At 64.8% G+C, this 19,314-nt stretch carries 11 protein-coding genes; 5 read left to right on the top strand and 6 right to left on the bottom strand.

Going from position 1 to position 19,314, the window contains the following annotated elements; all coding sequences use genetic code 11:
• Positions 1 to 17: 17 nt before the first annotated feature.
• From N4264_RS12745 to N4264_RS12720, 6 genes are all read right to left on the bottom strand, one after another.
• The gene (locus tag N4264_RS12745) at positions 18 to 638 is read right to left on the bottom strand and encodes a LysE family translocator (protein ID WP_261697413.1); all 621 of its coding nucleotides are present in this window, start codon (positions 636 to 638) and stop codon (positions 18 to 20) included.
• Between the two features lie 113 nt (positions 639 to 751).
• The gene (locus N4264_RS12740; RefSeq protein WP_261697412.1) at positions 752 to 1,951 is read right to left on the bottom strand and encodes a beta-1,3-glucanase family protein; all 1,200 of its coding nucleotides are present in this window, start codon (positions 1,949 to 1,951) and stop codon (positions 752 to 754) included.
• A 104-nt stretch (positions 1,952 to 2,055) separates the two neighbouring features.
• Positions 2,056 to 3,369, bottom strand: coding sequence for an ATP-binding protein (locus tag N4264_RS12735; protein ID WP_261697411.1), 1,314 nt, complete (start codon positions 3,367 to 3,369; stop codon positions 2,056 to 2,058).
• Positions 3,366 to 7,331, bottom strand: coding sequence for a response regulator (locus N4264_RS12730; protein ID WP_261697410.1), 3,966 nt, complete (start codon positions 7,329 to 7,331; stop codon positions 3,366 to 3,368). Before N4264_RS12730 ends, N4264_RS12735 begins: the two co-directional genes overlap by 4 nt.
• On the bottom strand, positions 7,328 to 8,209 hold the full coding sequence (locus N4264_RS12725) for a porin PorA family protein (RefSeq protein WP_261697409.1): 882 nt from the start codon (positions 8,207 to 8,209) through the stop codon (positions 7,328 to 7,330). Before N4264_RS12725 ends, N4264_RS12730 begins: the two co-directional genes overlap by 4 nt.
• Positions 8,210 to 8,388: 179 nt before the next feature.
• Complete coding sequence (locus N4264_RS12720) at positions 8,389 to 10,092, bottom strand: multicopper oxidase family protein (RefSeq protein ID WP_261697408.1); 1,704 nt, start codon at positions 10,090 to 10,092, stop codon at positions 8,389 to 8,391.
• Between the two features lie 382 nt (positions 10,093 to 10,474).
• On the opposite strand from N4264_RS12720, the gene N4264_RS12715 reads away from it, so the two are divergent.
• The 5 genes from N4264_RS12715 to N4264_RS12695 all read left to right on the top strand — a co-directional run bounded on the left by N4264_RS12715 (position 10,475) and on the right by N4264_RS12695 (position 19,270).
• The gene (locus N4264_RS12715) at positions 10,475 to 12,742 is read left to right on the top strand and encodes a metallophosphoesterase (RefSeq protein WP_261697407.1); all 2,268 of its coding nucleotides are present in this window, start codon (positions 10,475 to 10,477) and stop codon (positions 12,740 to 12,742) included.
• A 125-nt stretch (positions 12,743 to 12,867) separates the two neighbouring features.
• The gene (locus N4264_RS12710) at positions 12,868 to 13,422 is read left to right on the top strand and encodes an ECF-type sigma factor (protein WP_261697406.1); all 555 of its coding nucleotides are present in this window, start codon (positions 12,868 to 12,870) and stop codon (positions 13,420 to 13,422) included.
• Positions 13,419 to 15,803 (top strand): serine/threonine-protein kinase, encoded by a 2,385-nt coding sequence (locus N4264_RS12705; protein ID WP_261697405.1) that lies wholly within the window; start codon positions 13,419 to 13,421, stop codon positions 15,801 to 15,803. The genes N4264_RS12710 and N4264_RS12705 overlap by 4 nt, the downstream gene beginning before the upstream one ends.
• 304 nt (positions 15,804 to 16,107) lie before the next feature.
• Positions 16,108 to 18,429 (top strand): metallophosphoesterase, encoded by a 2,322-nt coding sequence (locus tag N4264_RS12700; protein WP_261697404.1) that lies wholly within the window; start codon positions 16,108 to 16,110, stop codon positions 18,427 to 18,429.
• 109 nt (positions 18,430 to 18,538) lie between these two features.
• A complete protein-coding gene (locus N4264_RS12695; RefSeq protein WP_261697403.1) occupies positions 18,539 to 19,270 on the top strand; it encodes an FKBP-type peptidyl-prolyl cis-trans isomerase in 732 nt (243 codons plus the stop codon).
• Positions 19,271 to 19,314: the final 44 nt, after the last annotated feature.

The raw sequence follows: 19,314 nt of genomic DNA, 5'->3' as shown, positions 1-19,314 counted from the left end.
GGCAAGGGCGAAACGCATCAGCGCTGGTTGGCGGCCAGTTTCACACCGAATCCGATCAGCGAAACGCCGGCCAGGCGCGTTGCCACGGTACGCGCCAACGGCAATCCGCGCAGGCGCAGGGCCATGGCGTTTCCGACCAGGACCAGCAGCGCCTGGTAGAGAAAGCTCAGCACCGTCACGTGCAGCATCATCGCCACCAGCGTCATGCGCGAGGAGTCGGGTCGGAGGAACAAGGGAAAGAACGCGACGAAGAAGAGCACCACCTTCGGATTGGTGAAACTGACTGCCAGGGCGCGTCGAAGGTACACCGCTGCCGAAGCCGTCGACGCCGCCGGCGTCACCTCGTCGCTCACCGTCGCCCGCAGCAACTGAAACCCCATCCAGCACAAATACGCGGCGCCAAACCATTGCAGTGCCTGGAACAGCACGGGATGTGCACTCATCACCGCCGCCAGCCCCGCCACAGCCGCCAGCATGAATACAGCGTCGCCCAACAGTGTTCCCAGGACCGCCCCCATCCCGGCGCGTACACCACCACGTGCAGTGGCATTGAGAATGGCCAGTGTTCCGGGGCCGGGAATAGCCTGGAACGCAAGGATGGCCATCACGAAGCTGGCGTAGTTTTCGATCGCAAACATGGGCGCTCCATCAATAAGGGGACACGCATCAGAACCGCTGGAAAGGGCGATTTCATAGCCGTATCGGGGCCCATACGTCGCACGGTCGGCAGAACCGCCAATGGCCCGCGCGATCAGCCGCCGTTGAAGCCGTCGCTGAAGAGGCGATCACCGAACGGCTCGATGATGAGTGTCAAGGACTGGGGCTGGGGGTCTGCCACATAGGAACTGAACTCCGCCACGTCATCAAAGGCGAAGCCATAGGCCTTTCCGTCCACGGTCGCCAGGTGCATCGCATGGGCGTAGTGATTGGTCCGCGGGGTGAGGTAGAAGCCTGCGGCGTTCGCGGCTGGCTGCACCGCGTTCGAGAGCAGGTTGGTACGGTTGAGCGCTGCGCCGATGATAGCGGCCAACGCACCGAGTGCATTGTTCGGCGCCGCGAGCGCCCCGTTGCAGAAGAACACTTCGCGCGTCGTTGGTTTGTCGAAACGGGCGGTGACCGTGCCGCCCTGCCGGAACACCAGCTGGCTGCCTTCCACCTGGCCGGTGAAATCGCCGTAGACATCGTTGTGGGCGGCAATGCTGTGGCTTTGGTAGTGGGTCCAGCACTGCGTGATGTAGCTGTCGAGATAGTCCGGTGGAAACAGTCCGGCATTGATGCCGTGAGCGGGCGCCAGGATGCGTCTTCCGCCCGCCACGATCAGCCGCGCGAAATCCGGATTCGCCTTCAGGGTATCGAACACCAGGTCGCGTCCGCCCGGACGCAGGGTACCCGTCGTGACGGTGGCCTGGCCGACCAGGCGCAGCGCCAGGGGCACGCTGAACATGTCCACCATCGTGGCATTGACGTTCATGCCGCCGCCGTCAAAGGTGAACTCCACCCAGTCGTGCAGCAGGGTGTAGTTCGCGTCAGTGGGCACCCAGCCCGCCGGTTGCTGCAGACCGATACCCCCCGGTTGTCCTGCATCCGCGACCGGGCGAATCTTCAGCGGGCCGCCGATCGACACATAGATTCGACCGGACATGCGCGGCAGCGCCAGGCCACGAAACGCTGCCAGGGTCATCGAATAGTTGGCGTAGCCGTCCGGCCCGATGTCCGCCATTCCACACGAGACCAGCGCACCGTCCGGCCGGAGCCAGCTGTTTGCGCCGGTGGACAGGTTGACACCCACCACCGTCAGGTAGATCGACGTATCAGCGAAGCGGCCGCTGTTGTTGGCAATGTCGAGCAGCAGAGTTTCGGGTGTCCTGGCGGTCGACGCCATTGCCCGGCGGGCGATGAGGGGAACGGTCAGGGCCGCGGCTCCGGCGGCGAGAAACGATCGTCGATGCATGGCAGCTCCGCGAGGTCAGCCGGCCTACCTTGCCAGAAACCACAGCACCGTTTTCCGACGCGGTGCGCATACCACTGCGGTCAGCGTCAATCTTGCGGAGCGCTTCATGCACGGCTCGTGGCCGGCGTAGTGCCCAGCGGTGGCTCCGCGGGCGAGCCCGCTGCCCGGGAAATCTGCCGCTTCGGCAGACGCACCGTAAACGTCGTTCCCTTGCCCAGTTCGCTGTCGACGTCGATCCGCCCGCCATGCCGGTCGACAATACCGTAGGACACCGACAACCCGAGACCGGTACCGACCCCGACCGGCTTGGTGGTGAAGAAGGGATCGAAGATGCGATCCCGGTGCTCCGGCGCGATCCCCACACCGTTGTCGCTGATCTGGATACGCACCATGTCGCCGTCGTCCTGGGTGCGGATGGTGATCGTACCGTGCCCGGGAATCGCCTGGGCCGCGTTGACCAGCAGGTTCAGGAAAACCTGGTTGAGCTGGAACGGCATGCACTGGATCGTCGCCGTGGCGGAATATTCCTTGCGGATCTCCGCCTTGTAGCGCAATTCGTGCGAGGCGATATTGACCGCTGTCTCCAGGCCCACGTGCGGATCCACCACCTCCCACTGGCTGTCGTCCAGGCGCGCAAAACATTTGAGGTCCTGCACGATGATCTCCACGCGCTTGATGCCGTCGAGCGATTCACCGATCAGGTCAATCACATCCTTGCGCAGGTAGTCGATGCTGGCGAAATCCCCGAGCACGTCGGCCACTTCCTGTGTGACCGGTTGCCCGTCGCCCACGCTTCGGGCGAGGGCCTCGCACGTATCGATGACCGCCAGGAATCGCTGGGTGTAGTCGCGCAACGTACCGAGGTTGGATTGGACGAAACCAATGGGATTGTTGATCTCGTGTGCGACACCTGCCGCCAATTGCCCCACGGACGCCATCTTCTCCGACTGCACGAGTTGCCGTTGCGTGCCCGCCAGCTTCTCGTTGACAGCCTCCAGTTCCGCGTTGCGGCGCTGCAGCGCTTCCTCGGCGTCCACCCGGTCGCGGATCAGCGAAAGGATGCGCTCGGCGCTGCGTAGACGCGCAGCCAGCTGTTCCTCGTCGAAGGGCTTGGTGATGAAGTCGTCGGCGCCGGCGTTCATGCCATCCAGGAAACGGCCTTTGCCGTCCAGGGCCGTCAGAAGAATGATAAAGGTATATTCAGCGCGAGGATGGGAGCGCACCAGGCGACAGAAGTCCGGCCCGTCGAGCTCCGGCATGATCCAGTCGGAAATAACCACTGGAAAATTGTCGCGCTGCCAGGCTTCCCAGGCGCGCGATCCGTTCTCCACGCAGACGACCTCATGTCCCATTTTCTTGAGTGTTGCCTGCAGCAGCAACCGGGACGTCACGTCATCATCGGCGATCAGGATCTTCATGCATTCTCTCCTTGCCCGGTCGACACACCGAGACGGCTGATCTCGTCGCGGGCGCGGACAAAGGCCTCACCCAGCTCGTCGATAAGGGGGCCTGCTCCATCCAGCGTATTCGTACGTCCCAGGCTCTCCAACGCCTCGGCGACATCGCGCATCGCCAGTGCACCGACATTGGCACAGGCGCCCTTGAGCGTATGCGCCTGGGCGGCCAGGGCCGCTGCGTCGTTGGTATCCACCGCCGCCCGCAACGCCGCGATACGCCCGCCCGCATCCATCTGGAAACCGCGGTAGACCTCCGCAAACAGTGCCACATCGGTCGCAATGGCCAGTTCACGCAGCCGTTCGACCGTGCCAGGATCCAGCGCCGTCTGCCCTGCTTTCCTGGACGCTGCGGGCACAGCCGCTGGCAAGACCGGCTCGCCCAGCGCGGCATCCACCTTGGGCAACCAGCGGCGAAGTGCATCGACAAAAGCACTGCGCTGCACGGGCTTGCTGACGTAGTCATCCATTCCGGCCGCCAGGCACCGCTCGCGGTCGCCGCGCATCGCCTGCGCAGTGACCGCCACGATCGGCGTAAACGCCTTCCGGTCGCCACGCTGGCGGATAGCAGCAGTCGCCTCGAATCCATCCATCTCCGGCATCTCGCAATCCATGAAAATAATGTCGTACTGGCCGTCCTCAACCCGGCTCAACGCCTCGCGTCCGTTGGTCGCAACGTCCACGGCGCACCCCAGACTCCGCAACGTCATCGCGGCGACAACCTGGTTGGTTGGATTGTCTTCGACCAGCAGAACGTGACTGTGTACCGGCACCGTTGCCTCCACAGCCATCGACGCCATGCTCTCCAGCACACCCTGGGCCGCCGCGGCCACTGCGGCAGGACGCTGCGGCGCACGCGCGCCCTGCTGATGCAAGCTCCAGCAATTGACGAGCGTCGCCAGCAGTTCCGACTGGCGTACCGGCTTTGTCATGCAGGCCTCGAACCCGATGGCACGCATCCGGTCCGCCGCGCCAACGTGACTCATCGATGTGAGCATCAGCATCAGCACGTCGCGCAGCAACGCATCCGACTTGATGGCCCTGCCCAGCATCGCGCCATCCATGTCGGGCATCTGGTGATCAATCAGAGCAATGCGGTACGGGTCGCCAGACTTGACCGCGGCCCGCAGAAGGCTCAGCGCGACGGATCCTGCTTCGCACACATCATTGCGGATCCCCCAGCCGAGCAACTGCTCGCGCAGCACACGCCGGTTGGTCGCATTGTCATCCACGATCAGCACGCGCGCGTCTCCCAGCGCCGGCAGCGAATCGGACGGCTGGACGACGTCGCCCTGCAACGCAAGACGCAGGGAAAACCAGAACACCGAGCCGGCGCCCAGCCGGCTGCGCGCACCAATCGTGCCACCGAACAGTTCGACCAGCTGCTTGCTGATCGCCAGTCCCAGGCCGGTTCCCCCGTAACGCCGCGTCGTCGATGCATCGGCCTGGGAGAATTTCTCAAACAGGTGCTCGACCCTGTCGTCCGAGATGCCGATGCCCGTGTCTTCGACGCTGAAGCGAAATACGGCGGAGTCGCCATCAACCTGCAAGGCTTCCACATTGATCAGCACGTGGCCTTCGTGCGTGAACTTGACCGCATTGCCGGCCAGGTTCATCAGCACTTGCCGCACACGTCCGGGATCGCCGATCACGTGACGCGGTACTTCGGGCGGGTATCGCACCACGATGTCGATTCCCTTGCCTCCCGCCTGCAAGGCCACCATGCCGGCCACCTGTTCGACCGCGCCCAGCAGGTCAAAGGGCAGACGCTCAAATTCCAGCCGCCCGGCTTCAATCTTGGCGAAATCAAGGATGTCGTTGATCAGCGTCAGCAGGGTTTCACCGCTGGCCCTGGCCAATCCCGCCAGGTCGCGCTGCATCGGTGACAGCGAGGTTTCCAGCAACAGACCCACCGTTCCCAGGACACCATTGAGCGGCGTGCGGATCTCGTGGCTCATGTTGGCCAGGAACTCGCTCTTGGCGCGGCTGGCAGCCTCGGCATCGTCCTTGGCCTGGCGCAGATCTGCTTCGGCGAATTTCCGGGCAGTGAAATCGTGCGCGGCGGCATAGAAGACGCTGCAATCCGGCGACGGCGTCGCCTGCCACAGCAGCCATTTGTAGGAACCGTCCTTGCACCGGTACCGGTTTTCGAAGCCAAGGCTCTCCAGCCCCTTGCTCAACCGTTCGGACTCCCGCCGCGTCGCCTCCACATCTTCCGGGTGGACGAATTCGATGTACGGCCGCGACATCAATTCGCCTGCCGTATAACCGAGCCCCCGTTCCCAGGCCGGATTCACGCGAAGGAAGTACCCCTCATTCGAGGCAATGCAAAGCATATCGATGGACAGGTCGAAAAACCGGTTGAGCTCCTCCTGCAACTGCTCGCGATCCGTCGTATCCAGGAAAGTGACCACGGCCCCGAGCACGTCGTCGCCGTGCCGCATCGGGTGGATCCAGTACTCCACGGAGAACCGGCTGCCATCCGCGCGCTGGAATTTTTCGCCAACCGAATGAATCGGGCTGTTTGTCCGGATGCTGCGAAACACCGGGATCTCCTCCGGTGTCGCGGCACGCTTGACGCTGTCGGGCTGCAGCAACGGGTGCATCGGCACACCCAGTAGTTCGTCGCTGCGCTGGTAGCCCAGGAGCCGCAGGCAGGCCGGATTGAGGAACACACAGCGCCCGTCGGTATCGACGCCATAGATCGCCTCGGCGGTCGAGTCGAGCAGCAGGCGGATCCGCGCCTCGCTGTCACGCAGGGCGACTGTCCGCGCCGCTACCCGGTCCTCCAGCGCCTCGGCGTTGCTCAGCAGCTGCGCTTCCTTCTCGGCAATAGACATGGCCATCCGGTTGAACTCGCGCGCGAGCTGGCCGATCACGTCGTTGGAATCCACGGGAAGCCGCACCTCCCGGTCTCCGCTGGCCAGGCGTGATACCGCCGTGCGAAGCGCCTTCACCGGCCGCACGATGGTCCGCGACAGGCGCGATGCCACGATCAACGCGACAATCAGGCTGATCAGGCTGAGTAGGACCACCGACCGGCCGAAATCGCTCGCGGCCGCGAACGCTTCTGCCTGTTCCATCTTCACCACCAGGCAGAGCTTTCGGTACGCCATCCAGCGATAAACGCTGATCGACGGGATGCCGCGATAGTCGGGCGCCTTGATCACACCGCTATTGCCGGCAAGGCAACGCCTGGCCGCGGCACTGCTGACCGCGTCCTGCAGTACCCGTCGTTGGCCGTCCAGCCGCGGCACCGTGACGAACTGGGCCGCCTGATTGATCACATACGCGTCATCGGTGCGGTGAAGCCCGCTATGCCGCCGCGCTATGGCCTGCAAATCGCTGAGGTCGAACCAGCCGACCAGTACGCCCTCGAGCTTGCCCTCGGCCGAGCGCACCGGCGCACTGATGGCCACCACCGCTCGCTCCAGCAGTGACGAATTCCCCGGCGCTCCCACATACGAGCGGTCCTGTGCCTGCGTGAAAAACGGCTCGTCACGTGCATTCCTGCCTTCCACGGCCGCCAGCGTGGACGCGACAAAACGGCCGTCCGGCGCGGCCACGGCCAGCACCAGGCGAACATGCCGCGCCGTGTCCGTCATGGTTCGCAGCAAGTCATCGATGTGTTCGCGGGCGACGGTCATCGCCTGCGTGGAAGCCTTCGGATCGACCAGCACTGATGTGTCGCTCAGGATGCCGACCGAGTTGGCGATCGTCTCGATATCCGTTCGCTGTTCCTCAAACCAGCGATCCAGCTGGGCCTCCTTGCCGAGCGCGGAGGACAGCAGCTCCGACAGTGCCGCCGTCTCCAGGGAATCGCGCCCGGCTTGGTACGAGAGCAGTCCCGTGACGCTGACCAGCATCACGGCGAACAGCGAAAACGCCGCTGCAATCCGATGTTTGAGGCCCAGGTGCGATTTCATGCGCCCGCTTCCCTGGCGGGCGTGAGCGCCACGCTGCCGCTGCCACGGCGACGGGCCAGTCCGAAGCCCATCATCGCTATTCCGCCAATGAGCAGCGCGGCCGGTGCCACGCGCTCCACGATGATCATGCGGCGACGCAGCTGCTTGGCCTGGGCGATCTTGAACTCCCGCGTCTGCTGCGTATAGCGCGATGTCCAGATGTACATATCTGCAACGTGCGTGCGCACGACCGGATCGAAGAAGTAGCTGGTGCCCGTGTCCTCGTAATCGATCACGACGCCCGTCATGGGTTCGACACGCAGCACCCCTTCGCCGTTGGTATGGGCTTCGTAACGCTCGGGTACGTCGGGCAGGTGCGCATACCCGGCGCTTTCGTCCAGGTCTTTCGCGGTAAAACGAAATACCAGTACATCCATGTCGGCGATCCAATCGTGCCGTTCGAAACGCGCGGTGCGTTCGCCGACGTACATGGGGTCCCAGTAGCGGTACGTGGTTTCCTGCACGTGGGTCGGAAACAGGAACTGCCCGCCGCGCTCGATATCGCCATAACCGGCCAGGTTCGTGCGGGAATAGCGATCCACCTGATAGATACCACTGGACTCGAACAGGACGATGCCCGAGTCGTCCGCCCAGTGGAGGTCACCCTGGACGATGAGGTGGCCGCGTGCAGCCACCAGTGTCTGGTCAACGCGACGCGCGGTCAGCGTGAGGTATTGCCAGTCGTCCTCTGCCTTTTCGCGCGAACGGCTCGCCGCGTCGTACTGGGTTTCCTCAGCGTAGTCCGCGGGAATGCGGGTCAGGTCCGGTGCAAGGACGATGCGCTGCAGCGCCGCCAGGGCGATGAGGGCCAGTCCGCCGACCACCTGCTGGAGTCGCATGTCGAACGCCCCTCCCGATGGGTCCGGAACCGGTACGCGTCATCACGGACACCGCCGGCCGGACCAGCCTGTGCGGACGATTGTAGTCGGCCAGCAATACTTTCGACAGGCGGAACATTGGGATTTGTAGCAGCCTCGACGGCTGGCGGACGTCAGTGAACCAGATCACCCCGTATCCATCAGCCCACGGGAAGTACCGGTGCATCATCGGTAACAGCGAAGGTCACCATCATCCCCATGTCCTCGTGTTCCAGATTGTGGCAATGCAGCATGTAGCGCTGGCGTCCCTTGAACGGCTGGGAAAAGTCCAGCGCGATGCGAACGGTCTCGCCGGGCCAGACCAGGATCGTGTCGAGCAGGCCCAGGTCCTGCGGCCCCAGGCCGCCCGGAACGACGGCCCGCGCCCGGATATCGGGCGGACTGATGGTTCGTGACAGCACGTGGAACTGGAAGCCATGGATATGGATCGGGTGCGGCATGCTCGCCATGGCGTTGTGGATTTCCCAGATCTCACATGTGCCTCGACGCACGACGAACTGTGCGTCGTGGCCGCTGGCATGCATATTCCAGTCGTTGATGTGCCACACTCCCTCCGCATCCAGGCTCAAGCGGAACTTCCGAACGGGAGTCACTTCCACAGCCGGTTTTGGAAAGTTGCACAGTTTCGGCGGTAGCGGGGCCGGTGAATCCTTCGGGTCAGCGGCACCTATACGAAACTCCATCAGCTCCATCCTGCCCCCCATCGGCACTGCGCCGGGGTGATCAGCCATCAGATGTGGCTGCAGGGGCCCGCTGTCGTCCTCGTTCTCCATTGCGACATAGTCGAGGCTGGTGAGAATGACCGATTCGCCCTCGCCCACTTCGGCAAAGCTCACCAGTACATCGGCCCGTTGTGCCGGCGCCAGGAACAGGTCGTCCACCCGCCAGGGCTTTTCCAGCAGCCCGCCGTCCGTGCCGATCAGGTGAAACGCCAGCGGGCGGCCGCGGTGCAGGAATGCCGGACGGAACACACGTGCGTTGCTGGTGTTGATCAGCCGGAAGCGGTAGAGCGTCGACTTCACGTCGAGATAGGCCCCGGCCGTCCAGTTGACCAGGACGCGATTGCCGATCCAGTCGTCCGGATTATCCTTGTAGACTATTTCATTCCTATCATTGACCTGCTTGTCACTGATCATGAGCGGAATATCACGCTCACCCCAGGGCAGCCGCAGTCGCTTGCGCAGCGTCAGCTCCTCCTCGTCATCGACCAGCAGCAGGCCGGCCAGACCGCGCTGGATCTGTTTGCCGGTCAACTGGTGCGGATGGGCGTGGTACCAGTACAGGCCCGCCCGGTTCTCGACACGCAGTGTGTAGCGTCGCTTCTTGCCGGGCGCGACCGGGTGCAGGCCGCTACCATCGTTGGCTTCATCGACGGCAAGGCCGTGCCAATGAATCGTCGTCGGTTCAGCCAATGCGTTCTCGAGTGTCACATCCAGCGGTTCGCCCCTGCCGATGGCGAGCAGCGGATTGGCGACAATGGTTTCGTCAATGCGGGCGTTGTAGTGCCATAGCGCCGTCTCGGGTCCACCGAACAACGGAAATGCCCCCTCCTTCGCGACCAGGCGCAAGGCCGAGCCACGCGGAGTCTGCGCCATCAGTCCCTCGCGTCCGGGAATCCGCAGCGGCTGCGTGAACGGGCTGTCGGCAACGACCGGTGCTTTCAGATCGGGCGTCACTTCCGTGGCTGGGGCCGGTGGTCGTGGGGCCGGCGGCACCGACGCCCCGGAAGGTGCTGCGAACCAGCGCTGACTGAAGGCCAGCAGCCCGGTTGCCGGAATACCGGCGGCGAGGGCGATCAGCAGACGCCGGCGCTTTCGGTCAGGCCGGTAGGGAGACGAGTCCATCAGTGCGTTCCTGTTTCGATGTGGTGCCGTGGCCCGATCACGGTACTGGCCTGCCAGCCAGCCGCGGCATCGTTTCATCATATCGTTGCAATCCAGAGGCGCCACACTCTCGCGTCTTTTTCGTCGACCTCGACGCAAAAAGACGACCAGCGAGCGTTCTGGTCCCTGCACGTGGCGGGATCCGGCGCCCTATCGTGTTTCAGCGCCGGACGACCGCCGGGGGCGGCTGCCGTCGCCCAGCCGGGGGGCTGGATTGTGCCGGCCGTCGCACGGTCGTCCCATTGTTTCAACCTATACTCAGTCGGGTTTGCCTGTTTGCCCGCTATTGAACCGGGATCGGCATCGTGCCGTTCCCAAGCCAGCTACGGGAGGGGTATTCACCATGCAGTCGTTGATTCGCCGTGTGCCACGGCGCGCCGTCGTCCTTGCCATCGCCTGTTCGATGGCCCCGGCCGCCACTCTGGCGGCTGGCCTGCTCGAAGCCACGCCGCAACTTGTCGAAGACTCCGCCTTCACCAAGGCCGTCGAGACACCGACCATGCTCGGCAAGCTTGCCGCGCCGGTGAATCAGGTGTGCGAGCCGGGTGCCCACTGGATCCGCGTGGGCTTTCGCGAGCTGACGCTCGACCAGTACGACGCCCTGCAGCTGACCAGTTCTGGCGGCGACAGCGTCGTGCTGGAAGGCAATCACTGGAACGGCCGCCAATTCAGCACGCGCGCCCTGCGCGGTGAATGCGTGCAGATCAAGGCCTGGTTCGGCAGTGCGAAAAGCCGCTTCCAGCTGGACAACTACCAATACGGTACAAAGGCGCTCGCGGAGACCACGGTGACCGTCGCCGGCGCCGGCGACATCTGCGACAGCACCGACTGCAAGCGCACTGCGGACCTGATCCGCGCAATCAACCCCGTTGCCGTCTTCACCGCCGGCGACAATGCCTACAGCAACGGAACGCTGAGTGAGTACAACGGCCACTACAACACCTACTGGGGGCCGTTCAAATCCTTCACGCATCCCACGCCGGGCAACCACGAGTACAACACCAGCGGCGCTTCCGGCTATTTCGACTACTTCAACGGCACTGGCGTCCAGACCGGCATCGCCGGTACGCGCGGCAAAGGCTATTACAGCTGGGACGTCGGCGACTGGCACTTCATTGCGCTCAACAGCAATATTTCGATGAGCGCAGGCTCGGCGCAGGAAACCTGGCTGCGCAGCGACCTGGCCGCCAATACCAAGCCCTGCACGGCCGCCGTGTGGCATCATCCGATTGTCAGCCGTGGCAACTACACCGGCTCTTCGTCAGTGCAGCCGCTATGGAACGCGCTCTACGATGCCAAGGCAGATCTCGTCCTGGTCGGCCATGACCACAACTACCAGCGCTACGGCAAGGCGAACAAGAGTCTTGCCGCAGATCCCAAGGGCCTGCGCCAGATTCTCATCGGCACCGGTGGTCGTGGCTTCTACGCGCTGAGCGGTTCGCATCCCTTGCTCGAGCGCGCCAATGCCAACACGTACGGCGTCCTCAAGCTCACCTTGTCCTCCACGGGCTACCAGGCCGACTTTGTGCCCGTAGCTGGTTCGACCTTCACGGATACGGTCAGTGGCCAATGCAACAAGGTGGTAGTCGCCGATTTCTCGGTCGCTGCCGCGCCGACTTCCCTGAGCATGATGCGCGGCGGCACTGCGGCCACCACCGTGAGCGTGGGCGCAACGGGTGGCTTCACCAATCCGGTCACGCTCAGTGCGAGCGGACTGCCCAGTGGCGTCACCTATGCCGTGGCCACCAACCCGGTGACACCCGGGAGCAGCACCTCGGTCAGCTTCAGCGCCGCTGCGACAGCCAGCCTGGGTACGTTCACCATCACGCTGACGGGTCAATCGGGTACGACGAGCAAGACAGCCAGCGTGCAACTGACTGTCAGCAGCACCACGCCAGTCACGCGCATCTACAGCAACGGTAACCTCAATTCGGGCACCACGGCTGCCAACGGCACTGCCGCCCCGGCGGGCACCAGCTGGAGCGAGCTGCAGTTCAATACCGGCACCAGCATCGCCAACATCGAGCGCGGCTACGCGGTCAATGCCAATGCGTTCCGGCTTGCCGATGATTTCACCGTACCAGCCGGACAGACGTGGACGATCAAGTCCATCGACACCTTTGCCTACAAGCGCGACGTCGCGGCATCGCCCTCGCCCTTCACGCGCGGCACCCTGCAGATCTGGCGTGGACGTCCCGGCGATTCAGGCAGCACCGTTCTGTGCGGCGACACCAGCACCAATGTGCTGGCGTCCACCAGCGACTACGCCATGTTCCGCATCGCCCACAGCGTAGTGCCAACCGCCAGCACGCCAGACCAGACGCGCAGAATCTGGCGCAACCGCCTGAATGTGCCCGCGACCTGCGCCGCGGACGGCTATTTCACGGCCGGCACCTATTGGCTCGTGTGGACGTCCACGGATTCGGCCAGCGGCAGCCACTTCGCACCGTCGATCGTGGTGCCCGGCGCGCGGACACGCAGCGGTGCGAATGCACGGCAGCTGACCGTGTCCTCGAACAGCTGGAGCACGATCCTCGACAAGGGCAACCCGGATTCCGCCCCCGACGTGACCCAGGACCTGCCGTTTGAGCTGAACGGATTCGCCCAGTAACCCGGCGGCAGTGGCGCGGATGCGAAATCCGCGCCACTGCGACACAGTCTGCAAATTCATATCGCCCCCACTACGGCTCCCGCAGGGGCCGGAGTAGACTCGTCGGTCGTAGGGTGGGGGCGCCTATGAGCGAGATTACCGTGCTGCTCGATCGCGCACGTTCCGGCGATGGAAACGCCTGGGACGAAGTGGTCGAGATTCTCTATTCCGATCTCAAGCGCATCGCGCGCGGCACCTTGGGATCTGCTCCCGGCAACACGCTGGGGGCTACCGGACTGGTTCACGAATGCTACGAGCGACTCGTGCGCTCGGGCATCGACGGCGTGCGTGACCGCTCTCACCTGCTCGCGATTGCTGCCCGCGCCATGCGGCAGATCCTGATCAACCGCGCCCGCGACCGCGTCACCGCCAAGCGCGGCGGCGGTGCCTGCCACTACAGCTACAGCGACGACGATGCGGCACGCGATACCGAGGCCGAAGACCTGCTGGCCGTGGAAACGGCCATGCAAGCGCTGGAATCGAGCGACCCGCGCCTGGCACGCATCGTCGAGTGCCGCGTTTTTGCCGGCATGAGCGAGCCGGAAACGGCCGAGGCGCTCCAACTGTCGCTACGCACCGTGCAGCGCCTGTGGCAGGTGGCCCGTGACGCGCTGCGGCAGAACCTGGCCGAGCTGCCATGAGTCCCGACGCCTCGGGCAAAGACGGTGACGACGAACGTCGCAGCCGCCTCAGTCGTCGCCTGAATCTGCTCGAACCCGGCGGTCCGCTGCGTTGCAGCCTGTTCCGCGACCTGGTGGACGAGCGCTTCGGACTGGGCGAACTCGCGCCTGGCCAACGCGTCGGGGTTTTCCGCGTCGCGGCGGAGATCGGTCGCGGCGGCATGGGCATCGTGTACCGCGCGGCGCGCGCCGATGGTGAATACGAGCAGCAGGTCGCGCTCAAATGGCTGCCGGATACCCGACCGGACGAAGCCCGCATGGGGCTGTTCCGGCATGAGCGCCAGATACTGGCCAACCTCAAGCATCCGAACATCGCGCGCCTCATCGATGGCGGGCACTGCGACGGCGGGCATCCCTGGTTCGCGATGGAACTGGTGGAAGGCCTGCCGATCGACCAGCATGCCGTCGCGCGCGGACTGAATCTCACGGCACGTATCCACCTGCTGTTGCCGGTGCTCGACGCGGTGAAATTCGCGCACGGCAAGCTGCTGGTTCACCGCGACATCAAGCCCGGCAATGTGCTCGTCGACGCGGATGGCCAACCACGTCTGCTCGATTTCGGTATCGCGGCACTGATGGATGGCTCTCGCAGCGCAACCGCGTTTTCACCGGGCTTTGCCAGCCCTGAGCAACTGGCCGGCCAGGAAGTGGGCATTGCCTCCGATATCTGGCAGCTGGGCCGCCTGTGCGACACCGTGATCCGCGCCGGCAACGCAGCAGTGTCCGCACCGGATCTGCTGGCCGTGCTCGCCCGTGCCAGCGCCGAGGAACCGGAGCAGCGCTACGCGACGGTCGCCGAGTTCGATGCGGACCTGCGCCGGTTCCTGGGCGCCTATCCCGTGGTTGCGCGCCGAGCGTCCGTCCGTCACCGCTGCCTGCTGTGGGCACGGCGACACCCGCTGGCGCTTGGCACAGCCGCGGCGATCGCCGTGGTTTTCTTCGGCACGGTCGGCGCCTTCACCTACCAGCTGGCTGGCGAACGCGACCGCGCGGAACTGGCACGTCGTGAAGCGGAGCGCGCCCGCGCAGTGACGCAGGCGGTCAATGACTTCATCACCAAGGACATTCTCAGCGCCGCCGATCCCTGGGCCGGCGGAAAGAATGGCGTGGCACTCACGACGGTGGTCGAGGAGGCCGTCGACAAGGTGCCACGACGCTTTGCCGGGCACCCGGAGATCGCCGGCCAGGTCAATTTCGAGCTGGGGCGCATCCTCAGCAACCTGGGGCGCCAGGATAAGGCGCGTACCACCCTCGACAGCGCCATCGAGCAGCTGGCACAGGCTGCCTCCCCGCCTTCGCCGGCGCTCCTGGAAGCGCGTTTCCAGCGTGCCCGCATCGCCATGCGCACTGCCCGTAACTCGGACGCCGGGATGATGTTTCGCGCCCTGCGTGATGAAGCGCAGGCCCAGGACAACCAACCGCTCCTGCACCATATCGACACGGAACTGGGCTGGAATGAAAGTCAGCTGGGCGACTTCCGCGCCTGCCACCAGCGCTTCACCGATCTGCAAACAGCGGTGAGCGAAGCCGACGGCCCCCTGGTGCGGGTGAAGATCACCCACGGACGCGCCTACTGCAGCCTGCGGCTGGGCCAGGCCGACGAGGCCGTCGAACAGGCTCGCCAGGGCCTGGCCTTCGCGACGGAACGCCTGGGTGCCGATCATCCGCTGACGATCGACATGCGCTGGATGCTGGGCATGGCGCACCTGGGCGGCGGCGACTACGACACCGCGTTGCCCATTGTGGAGGAAGCCCACGAAAAGGCGCGGCGCGTGCGCGGCGAAGATCACGCCGGCACTGCGACCATCGCCCAGAACGTCGGCATCGCCCACCTGTGCGCGGGGAGAACCGTGCCGGCACGGCACTGGCTGGAACGCGCCGTAACCCTGCGACGCAGGCAGTTTGGCCCCGACCACCTGTGGGTGGCGGCGACACAGGCAGTCCTGGGCATTGCCTGGCTGCGCGAGGGCAACGGCATCGAAGCCGATCGCCTGATCAGCGACGCCACGCGCAGCCTGTCACGCGATGGCGACGAACACCGCTACGTGCGCGCACAGTTGCTGGCGACGCGGGCCGAATTGCGTCTCTACCAGCGTCGCCTGGCCGACGCTGCGCAGGATTACCGCGCGGCGCTGGAAATAGCGACTGACATGTACGGGCCCGACAACCGCATCAAGCTGTCGCCGCTGCGCGTGGGGTTGGGGCTGAGCCTGACCGCGCAATCCGGCCACGCGACCGAAGGACTGGCCCTGCTGCGCGACGCCCTTCCCATTGCCCAGGCCCATCCCGACTGCCAGGAACCCGTGATCCGCCAGGCCGTCGTCACCCTCGGCGCCCATTGAAGATCCGACGTGGCCCGCGCGGCCACCCCACTGCGAATTAGGCGATTGTCATCGCCCCGACTTGCGCAACCGCCATCCTGCGCGATTCCGGTGGTCGACGATGCGGAGCCCGCCACCCTTTCACGGCGTGTTGTGACGTGTGGCGGGAATCGACGCCGAACCGTGTGTCAGGCTCGCGACACGAGCTGCGGGCTCCTTCGGCATCGAAGCCGTGATCGCCGTACCGGGCGGATGAGGACCGCCCGGCCACTCCAGTGCCGCCGCGGCGGCGCGGAACACCGTTAACCAAGGTAGGGATGTCCCGATGGATCGTTGTATTCGTACCGTGTTGACCGTTGCTGTGGCCATCGGGCTGGGGTCGGTTTCCCCGAGCCCGGCTGGCGCCGCGGAATCGATCGTGCAGGTGGCAGAGGATTCGGCCCTCACGCGGCAGTTGGAAACACCCGCCAATCCGCGCCTGGCGGCGCCGGTGAACCAGATTTGCGAGCCGGGCGCGCAGTGGATGCGCCTGCGATTCAAATCGCTCGACCTGGCGGGCTACGACGCCCTCACGCTGCGCAGCTCCGGCGGCGACAGCTACACACTGGAGGGCTCCGCCTATCGGGGTCGAGAGTTCAGTATCCGCGCACTGCGCGGCGACTGCGTGACGATCGAACGCAGCTTCCGCAGCACCGACAGCCGCTTCCAGATCGACGGTTATCAATTTGGCACCTTGCCGCTGGGCGACACGACGGCCATCGTCGCGGGCGCCGGCGACATCTGCGACAGCGCCGATTGCTCGCGCACGGCCAGCCTGATCACCGCCATCAATCCGGTGGCCGTCTTCACCGCCGGCGACAACGCCTACAGCGACGGCACGCTGGCGCAATACAACAGCTTCTACAACACCTACTGGGGGCCGTTCAAATCGTATACAAAACCCACTCCCGGCAATCACGAATACAACACGAGCGGCGCCTCGGGGTATTTCGACTATTTCAACGGCGTCGGCAACAACAATGGCATCGCCGGTGAACGCGGCAAGGGCTATTACAGCTGGGATGTCGGCGACTGGCACTTCATTGCGCTCAACAGCAATATCTCGATGAGCGCCGGCTCCGCCCAGGAGACCTGGTTGCGGAACGATCTGGCGGCCAATACCAAGCCCTGCACTGCGGCCGTGTGGCACCATCCATTGATCAGCCGTGGCAACTACACCGGCGTGTCCGGCGTCAAACCGCTGTGGAATGCCCTCTACGACTACAAGGCCGACCTCGTCCTGGTTGGCCACGATCACAACTACCAACGCTACGCGAAAGCAAACCCCTCGCTCGTGGCCGCCAGCGACGGCATCGCGCAAATTCTGATCGGCAGCGGTGGCCGTGGCTTCTATGCATTGAACGGCACGCACACGCTGCTGCAACGCGCCAACGATGACACCTACGGCGTGCTGAAACTGACGCTGTCATCGACCGGCTACCGTGCCGACTTCGTCCCGGTCGCCGGCTCCACGTTCACCGATACGACGTCGGCCACCTGTAACAACGCCACCGGCGGCAATCCCGACTTCAGCGTGGCTGCCAATCCCGACAGCGCCAGCGTCGCACCGGGCAGCACCGCCACCAGCACGGTCAACGTCACCAGCATCGCCGGCTTTACAGCGCCGGTCACTCTCACCGCCAGCGGCCTGCCGGCAGGCGTGACGGCGTCGTTCTCCCCGACGTCCGTCACGCCGCCGGCGAACGGCAGCGTGGCTTCCACGTTGACCTTCACCGCCGCAGGTAATGCGGCACCCGCCAGCGCAACCGTCACCATCGCCGGCAATTCCAGCGCACTCACTCACTCGGGCACCCTGCAGCTGACGGTGCTACCGAGTGGCACAGTCGAAGGCACAGCCTATGCCCTGCAGCTCAATGGCAGTGGCATTCCCCTGGTTTCGCTGACGCTGGGTTCGCCCGGCGTCGTTACCAGCCACGGCGCGACGTCGCCGCAACTGCGCGCCTACGCCGGTGACTTCGTCGGCAACGACTTCTCGAAGTTGTACGCGATCGATCGCGAAGCCAACCAGCTGGTCACCGTGACCGTGCCCGGCAATGTGCGCACCACCGTCGGCACCAGCACCATTCCACCGGGCAGCAGTGCGCGCTGGGCGGCCGCCTCGTGGAGCCACAAGGCGCAAAAGCTGTACGTGATCTCTGCCAATTCCAGCGGCACGGCCACGCCGACGCTGGGTGCCGTCAATCTCGCGACCGGCGCCGTCACCACGGTTGCCACGATTTCCGGCGCGATGAATCCGGTCGCGATGGCCGTCCATCCGGACGGGCGCATCTTCATTGCCGATGCGTCGCAGGACAAGATCCTGCGGATCAATCCGACCACCGGCGCAGCCACGGCGCTGCCGCAGGGCCTGGGCGTCAATCTCAGCGACTACCAGGATATGGACTTTGACGATTCCACCGGCACGCTGTACATGGCCACGTGGATGGGTTCGGCCAATGGCGGCGGTGAAATCCGTCGTGTCGATCTGACGACCGGTACCTCGGTCTCGCTCGGCCATATTGGCAGCACCGGCAACCACCTGCAGCTGGATGCCTTCTCCATCGCCAAGCCGTCAGATTTCCTCTTTACGGACGGGTTCAATCCGTAGCATCTGCGCGGCGGGGCGCTGGCCATTCCAGCGCCCCGCGGCACGGTCGCACCGCGCGCTGATGCAGAGCTGGCGTATAGTTGTGAACCCTTTGGACCAGGCCCGTTCCATGACCCGAGTGCTGCGCCCTTCCCTGCTCGCCGCCGTCATCCTCGCGGCTACCGCTTGCCAGAGTGGCCAACCCACAGGGACGCCGTCCGCGGTGACGCCACGGAAACTGGATACGCCACAGGCCCGCTACAGCTACCTGGTGGGTGTTGACCTCGCCAGGCAGGTCGGGCCGGTCAAGAACGAGATCGACCTGGCCATCACGCTCGACGCCCTGCGCAGCACGCTCGATGGCGCCCGTCCCGCGCTGGACGATGCACAGCTGGATGTCGTGCGCCGCGAGTTCACGGTGTACCTGCGGGAGAAGCGAGAAGCCGAGCAAAAGGCCATGATCGCCCGCAATGAAGAAGCCGGGGCCGCATTCCTGGCGGAAAATGCGCGCAAGAATCCATCGGTGAAAAGCACACCCTCGGGCCTGCAGTACGAGGTAGTGACCGAAGGCAAGGGCGCGCGGCCCCAGTCGACGGATACGGTCCGCGTCCACTACATCGGCCGCCGCTTCGACGGTACGACGTTCGACAATTCCTACGAACGCGATCATCCCGTCGAGATCGTGCTCAACCAGGTGATGCCCGGATGGTCCGAAGGGCTCAGCCTCATGACCGTCGGCAGCAAGTACCGTCTATGGATGCCTGCCAAGCTGGGCTATGGCGACCAGGGCCTGCAGGGCGAGATCGAGCCGGGCGCCGGCCTGAGCTTCGAGGTCGAGCTGCTGGAGATCGCCGGGCAGTAGGCGCTGGGTATACCGCGAAATTTGCACGACGGCTGCAGCTGGAA

Source organism: Tahibacter amnicola, assembly GCF_025398735.1.
GTDB lineage: Bacteria > Pseudomonadota > Gammaproteobacteria > Xanthomonadales > Rhodanobacteraceae > Tahibacter > Tahibacter amnicola.
This window is presented reverse-complemented; position numbering and strand designations above follow the sequence as displayed.

Bases quoted from the DNA above. Each gene is read 5' to 3' on its own strand.
- N4264_RS12745 (WP_261697413.1), bottom strand. From the start codon at position 638: ATGTTTGCGATCGAAAACTACGCCAGCTTCGTGATGGCCATCCTTGCG.
- N4264_RS12740 (WP_261697412.1), bottom strand. From the start codon at position 1,951: ATGCATCGACGATCGTTTCTCGCCGCCGGAGCCGCGGCCCTGACCGTT.
- N4264_RS12735 (WP_261697411.1), bottom strand. From the start codon at position 3,369: ATGAAGATCCTGATCGCCGATGATGACGTGACGTCCCGGTTGCTGCTG.
- N4264_RS12730 (WP_261697410.1), bottom strand. From the start codon at position 7,331: ATGAAATCGCACCTGGGCCTCAAACATCGGATTGCAGCGGCGTTTTCG.
- N4264_RS12725 (WP_261697409.1), bottom strand. From the start codon at position 8,209: ATGCGACTCCAGCAGGTGGTCGGCGGACTGGCCCTCATCGCCCTGGCG.
- N4264_RS12720 (WP_261697408.1), bottom strand. From the start codon at position 10,092: ATGGACTCGTCTCCCTACCGGCCTGACCGAAAGCGCCGGCGTCTGCTG.
- N4264_RS12715 (WP_261697407.1), top strand. From the start codon at position 10,475: ATGCAGTCGTTGATTCGCCGTGTGCCACGGCGCGCCGTCGTCCTTGCC.
- N4264_RS12710 (WP_261697406.1), top strand. From the start codon at position 12,868: ATGAGCGAGATTACCGTGCTGCTCGATCGCGCACGTTCCGGCGATGGA.
- N4264_RS12705 (WP_261697405.1), top strand. From the start codon at position 13,419: ATGAGTCCCGACGCCTCGGGCAAAGACGGTGACGACGAACGTCGCAGC.
- N4264_RS12700 (WP_261697404.1), top strand. From the start codon at position 16,108: ATGGATCGTTGTATTCGTACCGTGTTGACCGTTGCTGTGGCCATCGGG.
- N4264_RS12695 (WP_261697403.1), top strand. From the start codon at position 18,539: ATGACCCGAGTGCTGCGCCCTTCCCTGCTCGCCGCCGTCATCCTCGCG.